The sequence below is a fragment of the Burkholderia sp. ZZQ-2 genome, from assembly GCF_050768715.1.
GTDB lineage: Bacteria > Pseudomonadota > Gammaproteobacteria > Burkholderiales > Burkholderiaceae > Burkholderia > Burkholderia cepacia.
Genome location: NZ_LDVA01000024.1, coordinates 1 through 10,773, shown reverse-complemented (window position 1 = coordinate 10,773; position 10,773 = coordinate 1). Strand labels below are relative to the sequence as shown.

Here is a 10,773-nt window from a genome sequence, read left to right as displayed (position 1 = left end):
CCGCCGAACCCGCGCAGCCGACCGGCGCCGCCGCGTCGACGAAGGCTTATACGCCGACACCGCAGCAGGTCCGCTACGGCAATGCGATCGCATTCCGCACGCTGATCCCGTCGCCGCTGCTCGAGCAGCTCACCGCGAGCGAATACGCGCAGATCGTGCAGGCGGCCGCCGACAGCAACCGCCTGCTGCCGGCAAACCAGCCGCGCGTGAAGCGCCTCCGCGCGATCGTCACGAAGCTCGCGCCGTATTCGGTGAAGTGGAACGATCGCGTGAAGAACTGGGCGTGGGACGTGAACGTGATCCGCTCGCGCGACATCCGCCTGACCTGCCTGCCGGGCGGCAAGGTGCTCGTGTACGGCGGCCTGCTCGAGCGCCTCCGGCTGAACGACGACGAACTCGGCGTGCTGGCCGCGCACGGCATCGCGCACGCGCTGCGCGAACATGCGCGCAGCAACTTCAGCGCGGCATCGCAAACTTCGCTGCGCGCCGCCGCGCTGCCGCCGCTGTTCGGCGTCGGCGATCCGCTGCCGCAGGCGCTGAACCTCGGCGAGCGCCTGCAGTCGCTCCACTACGACCCGACCGACGAGACCGAAGCCGACGTGATCGGCGGCGACATCGCCGCCCGCGCGGGCTTCGATCCGCGCGCGGCGATCACACTGTGGGACAAGCTCGCGGCCGCGACGCGCGCGAACAAGGCCACGGGCTTCATCTACACGCACCCGTACGGCACCGCGCGGCGCCAGGATCTGCTGAACCGGCTGCCGGACCTGATGCCGCTGTACGCGAAGGCGATCGGCAAGCGGGTCGACTCACTGCCCGACTACGCGGGCATCAGCGCGCAGCGGCGCAAGGTCGTGCGGCGCGGCGCCACCGGCTGACGCCGGACGCTACGCGTCCGTATCGGCCACGACCGGGCGAATCCCGATTTCACGCATCCAGCGCACTTCGTCACCGGGGCTGCGGCCGAACAGCCGCTTGAACTCGCGGCTGAACTGCGACGCGCTCGCATAACCGACACGCGCGGCCGCCGTACCGGCGCCGACGCCGTCCTGCACCATCATCAGCCGCGCCTGATGCAGGCGCGCGGCCTTCACGTACTGCATCGGCGACGTCGCCGTCACGTGCTTGAAGTGCGCGTGGAACACCGCGAGGCTCATCCCGGCCTCGCGCGCCAGGGTCTCGACATCGAGGTCGGCCCTCAGCTCCGCATGGATGCGCCGCAACGCCTTCGCGATGCGGCCGAAGTGATGCTGCTGCACGAGCGCCGCGCGGATCGCGTCGCCCTGCGCGCCCGTCAGCACGCGATACGCGATCTCGCGCATGATCGCGGGGCCCAGCACGCGCGTGTCGTGCGGCGAAGCCAGCGCTTCGAGCAGCCGCACGACCGCATCGGCCAGCGGCGCGTCGAGCGGCGTCGAATAGACGCCGAGCGGTTCGCTCGCGGCCGCGCCGAGCGTCTCGTCGAGCAGGATCGCGAGTTCGGCGATCACCGCGAGATCGACGCGGATCGAGATCGCGAGAAACGGCTCCTCCGCGCTCGCGAAGGTCTCGCATTCGAACGGCAGCGGCACCGACAGCACCAGGTATTGCTGCGCGTCGTACACGAACGAGCGGTCGCCGAGATAACCGAGCTTGCGCCCCTGGCACACGACGATGATGCTCGGCTCGTACAGCACGGGCATGCGCGGCCCCGGACGGCTCACGCGAATCAAACGCACGCCGTCGAGCGCCGCGAGCGTGTCGCCCTCGTTCGGCGCGAGGCGCGTGTGCAGCTCGACCATGCGGCGCTGCACGCGGTCGCCCGTGTCGGCGAAAAGGGGCTCGAAGCTCATCTGCGTCATCCTGTCCGGCAAGAGAATCTGGCTCGCAATGTAGCATCTTGAATGCGTTTTGGCGGCCGTTTGCACGCAGTTCGAGAGGAATAGGCAAATCTTCCAGACCTTCGTGTATTTCATCGCGGCGCCGCGCTCCTTACGATGACGTCCTGCCTCGCCGCATCGCCATAGGGTGCGACGGCAGTTCGTTTCGCCGGATGTTTTCCCGGCCAAGGAGCCCCCTGCATGAGCACCACCTACGCTTACGCGGCAACCGATTCGCAGTCGCCGCTCGCCCCGTTCGAATTCCAGCGTCGCGCGCTGCGCGACCTCGACGTCCAGATCGACGTCCTCTACTGCGGCGTCTGCCACTCGGACCTGCACCAGGCGCGCAACGAATGGCGCAACACGATCTACCCGGTCGTGCCGGGCCATGAAATCGTCGGCCGCGTGACCGCGACCGGCCCGCAGGTATCGCGCTTCAAGGTCGGCGAGTTGGTCGGCGTCGGCTGTCTCGTCGATTCGTGCCGCACCTGCCCGAGCTGCGCCGACGGGCTCGAGCAGTATTGCGAGAACGGCTTCGTCGGCACCTACAACGGCCAGGACCGCGTGACGGGCGACGTCACGTACGGCGGCTACTCGACGCAGCTCGTCGTCGACGAGGCATTCGTGCTGCGCGTGCCCGAGACGCTCGACCCGGCCGGCGCCGCGCCGCTCCTGTGCGCGGGGATCACGACCTACTCGCCGCTGCGGCAGTGGAACGTCGGCCCCGGCAAGAAGGTCGGCATCGTCGGGCTCGGCGGCCTCGGCCACATGGGCGTGAAGCTGGCACGCGCGATGGGCGCGCACGTCGTGCTGTTCACGACGTCGCCGTCGAAGATCGAGGACGGCAAGCGCGTCGGCGCGCACGAAGTCGTGATCTCGAAGGACGAAGCGCAGATGAACGCGCACCTGAACAGCTTCGACTTCATCCTGAACACGGTCGCCGCGCAGCACGACCTGAACCCGTTCCTGCACCTGCTGAAGCGCGACGGCACGATGACGCTCGTCGGCGCGCCGGAGCACGACCATCCGTCGCCGCAGGTGTTCAACCTGATCTTCAAGCGCCGCCGCCTCGCGGGCTCGCTGATCGGCGGGATCGCGGAAACGCAGGAAATGCTCGACTTCTGCGCGGAGCACGGGATCACGTCGGATATCGAGACGATTCCGATGCAGCAGATCAACGCCGCTTACGAACGGATGCTGAAGAGCGACGTGAAGTACCGGTTCGTGATCGACATGGCATCGATCAAGCAATAAGCGCCACCGCCGGGCGGCCCGCACGATCGCCGCCCCAAATGAAACGGGCCGCATGTTCGACATGCGGCCCGTTCTGCATCCGGTGACCGGCGGGTTCGGGCGCTACGCGCGCGGCGCGGCGCCGGCAATCACTTCTTGTAGTCGTAGTCCACCGTCAGCGGCGCGTGGTCGCTGAACTTGATGTCCTTGAAGATCGACGTGCTTTTCGCGGTGCCGGCGACGCCCGGCGTCGCGATCTGGTAATCGATCCGCCACCCGACGTTCTTCGCATACGCCTGGCCGCGGTTGCTCCACCACGTGTACTGCTCGGCGCGCGGGTCGAGCGTGCGGAACACGTCGACGTAGCCGACATCGTCGAACAGCTTCGTGAGCCACTCGCGCTCTTCCGGCAGGCAGCCCGAGTTCTTCTGGTTGCTCTTCCAGTTCTTGATGTCGATTTCCTTGTGGACGATGTTCACGTCGCCGCACAGGATCACCTCGCGCTTCTTCTTGAGCTGGGCAAGGTGCGGCATGAACTCGTCCATGAAGCGGTACTTCGCCTGCTGGCGCTCCTCGCCGCTCGAGCCGGACGGCACGTACACCGACACGACCGACAGCTTGCCGTAGCGCGCCTCGACATAACGACCCTCGGCATCGAATTCGCTGCTGCCGAAGCCGATGATCACGTCGTCGGGCTCGCGGCGGCTGTACACGCCCGCGCCGCTGTAGCCCTTCTTCTCGGCGTGGTGAAAATAGCTCTTGAAGCCGTGCGGCTCGACGAATTCGGCCGGCAGGTCGTCGGCCGAGACCTTGATTTCCTGCACGCACACGCAATCGGCGTTCTGTTCGCCGAGCCACTCGAAGAAGCCCTTCTTCGCGGCGGAGCGGATGCCGTTCAGGTTGGCGGTAATCACTCGCATCATGTCGGATTCCGTTCAGTTCGATGTTTTACAGGGTGGCAGCTTAACGGATCTTCACGCCTTCGAGCTCCGGCTTCGGCGGCGGGAATTCCAGCTTCATGTCGGTCATCGTGCGCAGCAGCAGCTCGGCGATCATCACGTTGCGGTGCGTCTTCGAGTTGGCCGGGATCACGTACCACGGCGCATGCTCGGCGGACGTCGCGGCGAGCGCGTCGCGGTACGCGGACTGGTACGCGTCCCAGTGCTTGCGCGCGTCGAGATCGGAGATGTCGAACTTCCAGTGCTTGGTCGGATCGTCGATGCGCGCCTGCAGCCGCTCGCGCTGCTCGTCCTTCGAGATGTGCAGGAAGCACTTGATGATCGTCGTGCCGTTCTCGACCAGCATCGTCTCGAAATCGCGGATCTGCCGGTAGCGGCGCTCGCATTCCTTCGCGTCGATCAGATCGAGCACGCGCGGCACGAGCACGTCTTCATAATGGCTGCGGTTGAAGATCGCGAGCTCGCCCGCGGCCGCCACCTGCGCATGCACGCGCCACAGGAAGTCGTGCGCGGCCTCGATCGGCGTCGGCGCCTTGAACGACACGACGCGCAGGCCGAGCGGATCGACCTCGCGGAACACCGCGCGCACGGTGCCGTCCTTGCCGCTGGTGTCCATCCCCTGCAGCACGAGCAGCACGCGCTTCTTCTGCTGCGTGTGCAGGCGCTCCTGCTGCACGTCGAGTTCGGTCGACACGACCGACAGCCGTTCGCGGTCGTCATCCTTCGAGCCGGACGAAAACGGCTTCGCGGCCGGGTCGAACGCATCGAGCTTGAATGCGGCGGCTTCCTTCTCGCGCGTGAAATAAGGCACGCGGAAATCGTCGAGCGACGGTTGTTTCGCCATTCGTTCCTCCGTTGGACGGTGTGACGCATACGATAACGCATCCGCCAAACGCAACGGGCCGCCCCGAACTGGTTCGGGGCGGCCCGTCGTCAAGCGCGGTTCAGGCGCGCGCTCATGCTCAGCCGAGCTTCTTCTTCAGCAGTTCGTTGACCTGCTGCGGATTGGCCTTGCCCTTGGTCGCCTTCATCGCCTGGCCGATCAGCGCGTTGAACGCCTTTTCCTTGCCCGCGCGGAATTCCTCGACCGACTTCGCGTTCGCCGCGAGCACTTCGTCGATGATCGCTTCCAGCGCGCCGGTGTCGGAGATCTGCTTCAGGCCCTTCGCGTCGATGATGCGGTCGGCCGCACCTTCGTCGTCCGGCTTCTCGTCCCAGATCGTCGCGAAGATTTCCTTCGCGATCTTGTTCGAGATCGTGCCGTCGGCGATGCGCTGCAGCAGCAGCGCGAGCTGCGCGGCCGACACGGGGATCGCGTCGATCTCGATGCCGTCGCGGTTCAGCTGCGACGACACGTCGCCCATCAGCCAGTTCGCGGCGATCTTCGCGTTCGCGGCGCCGGCCTTCGCGACCACCGATTCGAAATACGCGGCCATCGCCTTGCTCGACGTCAGCACGCCCGCGTCGTACGCAGACACGCCGTACTGCTCGGCGAAGCGCTGCTGCATCGCGGCCGGCAGCTCGGGCATCCCGGACTGCACGCGCTCGATCCAGTCCTGGCCGATCACGAGCGGCATCAGGTCGGGGTCGGGGAAGTAGCGGTAGTCGTGCGCGTCTTCCTTGCTGCGCATCGAGCGCGTCTCACGCTTGTCCGGATCGTAGAGGCGCGTTTCCTGCACCACTTCGCCGCCGTCCTCGATCAGCTCGATCTGGCGACGCACTTCGTAGTTGATCGCTTCCTCGAGGAACCGGAACGAGTTCAGGTTCTTGATTTCCGCGCGCGTGCCGAACTTCTCTTGGCCGACCGGTCGCACCGACACGTTCGCGTCGCAGCGGAACGAGCCTTCCTGCATGTTGCCGTCGCAGATGCCGAGCCACACGACGAGCCCGTGCAGTGCCTTCGCATAGGCCACGGCCTCGGCCGCGCTGCGCATTTCCGGCTCGGTGACGATCTCGAGCAGCGGCGTGCCTGCGCGGTTCAGGTCGATCCCGGTCATCCCGGCGAAGTCTTCATGCAGCGACTTGCCCGCGTCTTCCTCGAGGTGCGCGCGGGTCAGGTTGACCGTCTTCTCGTACGCTTCCTTGCCGGCCTTTTCGTTGGCGGGCACCTGGATCGTGATCTGGCCGCCCTGCACGACCGGAATCTCGTACTGGCTGATCTGATAGCCCTTCGGCAGATCGGGGTAGAAATAATTCTTGCGCGCGAAGATGCTGCGCGGCGCGATGGTCGAGCCGATCGCGAGGCCGAAGCGGATTGCGCGCTCGACCGCACCGCGGTTCAGCACCGGCAGCACGCCCGGCAGCGCCAGGTCGACCGGGCACGCCTGCGTGTTCGGCTCGGCGCCGAACTGCGTCGACGCGCCCGAGAAAATCTTCGAGACGGTCGACAGTTGCGCGTGCGTCTCGAGACCGATAACGACTTCCCATTGAGTAGCCATGTGCTTACACCCCTGCCGGAACTTGCTTGTGCCAGTCGGTCGCGCGCTGGAACGCGTCGGCGACCTGCAGCATCCGGGCTTCGTTGAAATAGTTGCCGATGATCTGCAGGCCGACCGGGCGCTTCGCGTTCGCGCCCGCGCCGAAGCCGCACGGCACGCTCATGCCGGGCAGGCCCGCGAGGCTCACCGACAGCGTGTAGATATCCGCGAGATACATCTGCACCGGATCGTCGCCCTTCGAACCGAGATCCCATGCGACCGTCGGCGAGGCCGGGCCCATGATCACGTCGCAGGTCTTGAACGCTTCCTGGAAATCGTTCGCGATGATGCGGCGGATCTTCTGCGCCTGCAGGTAGTACGCGTCGTAGTAGCCGTGCGACAGCACGTACGTGCCGACCAGGATCCGGCGCTTCACCTCGGGGCCGAAGCCTTCCGCGCGCGACTTCTTGTACATGTCGAGCAGGTCGCCGTATTGCGCGGCGCGGTGGCCGAAACGCACGCCGTCGAAACGCGACAGGTTCGACGATGCCTCGGCCGGCGCGATCACGTAATACACGGGGATCGACAGCTCCGTCTTCGGCAGCGACACGGGCACGAGCGTCGCGCCGAGCGCTTCATACTGCTTCAGTGCCGCGTCGATCGTCGCGCGTACGTCGTCGGCCAGGCCGTCGCCGAAATACTCGTTCGGCAAGCCGATGCGCAGGCCCGCGAGCGGCTTGCCCGCATCGTTGCCGGCCGCCCACGGCTGGCCGAGGTGGCGCGTGAAGTCTTCATCGTCGCGATCGAGGCTCGTCGAGTCGCGCTCGTCGAAGCCGGCCATCGCGTTCAGCAGCAGCGCGCAGTCGGACGCGCTCTGCGCCATCGGGCCGCCCTGGTCGAGCGACGACGCGAACGCGATCATCCCGTAGCGCGACACGCGGCCGTAGGTCGGCTTGATGCCCGTCACGCCCGCGAACGACGCAGGCTGGCGGATCGAGCCGCCGGTGTCGGTGCCGGTTGCCGCCGGCGCGAGACGCGCGGCGACGGCGGCCGAGCTGCCGCCCGAGCTGCCGCCCGGCACGGCGTTCGTGTCCCACGGGTTCTTCACCGCGCCGAACGCCGAGTTCTCGTTCGACGAGCCCATCGCAAACTCGTCCATGTTGGTCTTGCCGAGCGTGACCATGCCGGCCGCCTGCAGGCGGGCGACGACGGTCGCGTCGAACGGGCTCGCGTAGTTCGCGAGCATCTTCGAGCCGGCGGTCGAGTGCCAGCCGCGCGTGACGAACACGTCCTTGTGCGCGATCGGCAGGCCGGTGAGCGCGCCGCCCGCGCCGCGCGCGAGCTCCGCGTCGGCAGCTTTCGCCTGCGCGAGGGTCAGGTCGGCATCGACGTGGACGAACGCGTTCAGGTCGCGCGCGGCGTCGATCCGTTTCAGGTAGAGCTGCGCGAGCTCGACGGCCGAGCATTCCTTGGCGGCGAGCGCGGCGCGCAGTTCGGTCAGGCTTTTTGCGTGCATTGAGTGGTTTTCCTGGGAATTCTGGGTGGCGCGCGGCGCTGGCCGGCGCGCTTGTCGTCGAATGCTTACTCGATCACCTTCGGCACGAGATAGAGGCCGTCCTGGACGGCCGGCGCCGGACGCTGGTTGTCGTCGCGATTGACGACTTCCGTCACGGCGTCGTCGCGCAGGCGTTGCGCGACTTCCTGGATCTGTTCGATCGGGTGGGCGAGCGGCGCGATGCCGGCGGTGTCGACCGCCTGCATCTGCTCGACGAGGCCGAAGAGATCATTGAGCTGGCCGAGCATGTGCTCGGCGTCGGCGTCGGCCATTTCGAGTCGCGCCAGGTGCGCGATGCGTTTCACATCGGTCAGGGTCAGGGCCATGCGATCACCGGAAAAACAAGACTGCGCAATGCATCGAAAGCAGCACTGCGGCGGGGGGTTGGAGGGTGCGATCCCACCCTCAAAAATCGGGGCCGAAGCGGCAAAAATACCGCCCGTTTCGATTCAAATACCGTGAAATTATAAGGTATCATTACGCGTTCGACCCAAACCCGGCAGCCTTTTCCCGCACCGTTTCGCCCCGCTTCGGCAAGCCGTGCGTGCTTCGTGCGATCCCCGGTAGACATCACTCGCAGCTTCGTGCGCCGCGGCGGCCGCTTCCGCCACGCTTCCCGAGGCTGTTATTTTTTCCGCTGCCGCCCTCAGCGCTCGCTATGCAGGGCCGGCCCAGAGCGAAACAGGATTCTGAATGTTCGGTTTTTTGCGCAGCTACTTCTCCAACGATCTCGCGATCGACCTCGGCACCGCAAACACCCTGATCTACATGCGCGGCAAGGGCATCGTGCTCGATGAGCCGTCCGTCGTGTCGATCCGCCAGGAAGGCGGCCCCAACGGCAAGAAGACGATCCAGGCAGTCGGCAAGGAAGCCAAGCAGATGCTCGGCAAGGTACCGGGCAACATCGAGGCGATCCGCCCGATGAAGGACGGCGTGATCGCCGACTTCACCGTCACCGAGCAGATGATCAAGCAGTTCATCAAGACGGCCCACGAGTCGCGCATGTTCTCGCCGTCGCCGCGCATCATCATCTGCGTGCCGTGCGGCTCGACCCAGGTCGAGCGCCGCGCGATCAAGGAAGCCGCGCACGGCGCCGGCGCATCGCAGGTCTACCTGATCGAGGAGCCGATGGCGGCCGCGATCGGCGCAGGCCTGCCGGTGTCGGAAGCCACCGGCTCGATGGTCGTCGACATCGGCGGCGGCACGACGGAAGTCGGCGTGATCTCGCTCGGCGGTATCGTCTATAAAGGCTCGGTGCGCGTCGGCGGCGACAAGTTCGACGAAGCGATCGTCAACTACATCCGCCGCAACTACGGGATGCTGATCGGCGAGCAGACCGCCGAGGCGATCAAGAAGGAAATCGGCTCCGCGTTCCCGGGCTCCGAAGTCAAGGAAATGGAAGTGAAGGGCCGCAACCTGTCGGAAGGCATTCCGCGCAGCTTCACGATCTCCAGCAACGAAATCCTCGAAGCGCTGACCGATCCGCTGAACCAGATCGTGTCGTCGGTGAAGATCGCGCTCGAACAGACGCCGCCGGAACTCGGCGCCGACATCGCCGAACGCGGGATGATGCTGACGGGCGGCGGCGCGCTGCTGCGCGACCTCGATCGCCTGCTCGCGGAAGAAACCGGCCTGCCGGTGCTCGTCGCGGAAGATCCGCTCACCTGCGTCGTGCGCGGTTCGGGCATGGCGCTCGAGCGCATGGACAAGCTGGGCAGCATCTTCTCGTACGAGTGATCGTCTAGGCAGTCTTCCTGACATGACGCACCCGCGGCGTGGCCGGCTCGCTCATTCAGAACGAACCGCCGCGCCGTTTGCGCGTCTGAGCTTCATTTAACCGATCGTTCGCGCCCGGCGCCGACCATGGAATACAGTCCGCCGCCCCTCTTCAAGCAAGGCCCGCCCGCGCTCGCGCGGCTCATCTTTTTCGTCGCCGTCGCGATCGCACTGCTGGTGTCGGACGCGCGCTTCAACACGCTCGAAATCGTCCGCGGCGTGCTCGGCACCGTGCTCTATCCGCTGCAGCGCGCCGCGCTCGTGCCGCGCGACCTGTTCATGGGCGCGGCCGACATCGCCGTCACCGGCGCGTCGCTGCGCCACGACAACGACGATCTCCGCAAGCGCAACCTGCAGCTGTCCACGCAGGCCAACCAGGCCGCCGTGCTCGCGCAGGAGAACGCGCACCTGCGCGCCGTGCTCGAGCTGCGCCAGCACATCGCGACGCAATCGACACCGGCCGAGATCCAGTACGACACGAGCGATCCGTTCACGCAGAAGATCGTGATCGGCCAGGGTTCGCAGCAGGGCATCCAGAACGGCGCGCCCGTCGTCAGCGAGAACGGCGTGGTCGGCCAGGTCACGCGCGTGTTCCCGCTGCAGTCCGAAGTCACGCTGGTCACCGACCGCGATCTCGCGATTCCCGTGCAGGTGCTGCGCACCGGCCTGCGCAGCGTGATCTACGGCACGCCGAAGGGCGATTCGCTCGACCTGCGCTTCGTGCCGACGAGCGCGGATCTCGTCGTCGGCGACGAGCTCGTCACGAGCGGCCTCGACGGCGTCTATCCGCCCGGCCTGCCGGTCGCGAAGGTCGTACGCGTCGACAAGCTGGCCGATACCGCATTCGCGCGTGTGACCTGCGCGCCGATCGCCGCCGTGCGCGGCGCGCGCCAGATGCTCGTGCTGCATTACCAGAACGACATCCCGCCGCGCCCGGCCGAGCCCGATCCGGCCGCCGACAAGAACGCGAAGGG

At 66.6% G+C, this 10,773-nt stretch carries 10 protein-coding genes; 4 read left to right on the top strand and 6 right to left on the bottom strand.

Features of this window, described 5'->3' with window-relative positions; translation table 11 throughout:
* Positions 1-878 (top strand): M48 family metallopeptidase (locus ABY44_RS00440; RefSeq protein WP_431640725.1); only part of this gene is annotated, 878 nt, incomplete at its 5' end.
* A 9-nt stretch (positions 879-887) separates the two neighbouring features.
* Here the strand turns inward: ABY44_RS00440 and ABY44_RS00435 are convergent.
* The gene (locus tag ABY44_RS00435; RefSeq protein WP_060174263.1) at positions 888-1,832 is read right to left on the bottom strand and encodes an AraC family transcriptional regulator; all 945 of its coding nucleotides are present in this window, start codon (positions 1,830-1,832) and stop codon (positions 888-890) included.
* A 228-nt stretch (positions 1,833-2,060) separates the two neighbouring features.
* Here ABY44_RS00435 and ABY44_RS00430 point away from each other — a divergent pair, with 228 nt between their 5' ends.
* Positions 2,061-3,113: an NAD(P)-dependent alcohol dehydrogenase gene (locus ABY44_RS00430; RefSeq protein WP_027788861.1), complete on the top strand. Its 1,053-nt coding sequence runs from the start codon at positions 2,061-2,063 to the stop codon at positions 3,111-3,113.
* Between the two features lie 128 nt (positions 3,114-3,241).
* Here ABY44_RS00430 and ABY44_RS00425 read toward each other — a convergent pair whose 3' ends face one another.
* From ABY44_RS00425 to gatC, 5 genes are all read right to left on the bottom strand, one after another.
* Positions 3,242-4,015 carry an exodeoxyribonuclease III gene (locus ABY44_RS00425; RefSeq protein ID WP_021158564.1) on the bottom strand — a complete coding sequence of 258 codons (774 nt, stop codon included), beginning with the start codon at positions 4,013-4,015 and terminating at the stop codon, positions 3,242-3,244.
* Between the two features lie 40 nt (positions 4,016-4,055).
* Positions 4,056-4,895 carry a polyphosphate kinase 2 family protein gene (locus ABY44_RS00420; RefSeq protein ID WP_027788860.1) on the bottom strand — a complete coding sequence of 280 codons (840 nt, stop codon included), beginning with the start codon at positions 4,893-4,895 and terminating at the stop codon, positions 4,056-4,058.
* A 118-nt stretch (positions 4,896-5,013) separates the two neighbouring features.
* The gene (gatB, locus tag ABY44_RS00415; RefSeq protein WP_021158566.1) at positions 5,014-6,489 is read right to left on the bottom strand and encodes an Asp-tRNA(Asn)/Glu-tRNA(Gln) amidotransferase subunit GatB; all 1,476 of its coding nucleotides are present in this window, start codon (positions 6,487-6,489) and stop codon (positions 5,014-5,016) included.
* A 4-nt stretch (positions 6,490-6,493) separates the two neighbouring features.
* On the bottom strand, positions 6,494-7,984 hold the full coding sequence (gene gatA, locus ABY44_RS00410; RefSeq protein ID WP_027788859.1) for an Asp-tRNA(Asn)/Glu-tRNA(Gln) amidotransferase subunit GatA: 1,491 nt from the start codon (positions 7,982-7,984) through the stop codon (positions 6,494-6,496).
* 65 nt (positions 7,985-8,049) lie between these two features.
* Positions 8,050-8,349 carry an Asp-tRNA(Asn)/Glu-tRNA(Gln) amidotransferase subunit GatC gene (gene gatC / locus ABY44_RS00405; protein WP_027788858.1) on the bottom strand — a complete coding sequence of 100 codons (300 nt, stop codon included), beginning with the start codon at positions 8,347-8,349 and terminating at the stop codon, positions 8,050-8,052.
* A 367-nt stretch (positions 8,350-8,716) separates the two neighbouring features.
* On the opposite strand from gatC, the gene ABY44_RS00400 reads away from it, so the two are divergent.
* The gene (locus ABY44_RS00400; protein ID WP_004189550.1) at positions 8,717-9,760 is read left to right on the top strand and encodes a rod shape-determining protein; all 1,044 of its coding nucleotides are present in this window, start codon (positions 8,717-8,719) and stop codon (positions 9,758-9,760) included.
* Positions 9,761-9,886: 126 nt separating this feature from the next.
* A partial coding sequence (mreC, locus tag ABY44_RS00395; RefSeq protein WP_431640721.1) for a rod shape-determining protein MreC occupies positions 9,887-10,773 on the top strand: 887 nt, incomplete at its 3' end.

Excerpts from the sequence above, each read along its gene's own strand:
- gatA (WP_027788859.1), bottom strand. The coding sequence starts at position 7,984 with ATGCACGCAAAAAGCCTGACCGAACTGCGCGCCGCGCTCGCCGCCAAG.
- ABY44_RS00400 (WP_004189550.1), top strand. The coding sequence starts at position 8,717 with ATGTTCGGTTTTTTGCGCAGCTACTTCTCCAACGATCTCGCGATCGAC.
- gatB (WP_021158566.1), bottom strand. The coding sequence starts at position 6,489 with ATGGCTACTCAATGGGAAGTCGTTATCGGTCTCGAGACGCACGCGCAA.
- ABY44_RS00435 (WP_060174263.1), bottom strand. The coding sequence starts at position 1,832 with ATGAGCTTCGAGCCCCTTTTCGCCGACACGGGCGACCGCGTGCAGCGC.
- ABY44_RS00420 (WP_027788860.1), bottom strand. The coding sequence starts at position 4,895 with ATGGCGAAACAACCGTCGCTCGACGATTTCCGCGTGCCTTATTTCACG.
- ABY44_RS00425 (WP_021158564.1), bottom strand. The coding sequence starts at position 4,015 with ATGATGCGAGTGATTACCGCCAACCTGAACGGCATCCGCTCCGCCGCG.
- gatC (WP_027788858.1), bottom strand. The coding sequence starts at position 8,349 with ATGGCCCTGACCCTGACCGATGTGAAACGCATCGCGCACCTGGCGCGA.
- ABY44_RS00430 (WP_027788861.1), top strand. The coding sequence starts at position 2,061 with ATGAGCACCACCTACGCTTACGCGGCAACCGATTCGCAGTCGCCGCTC.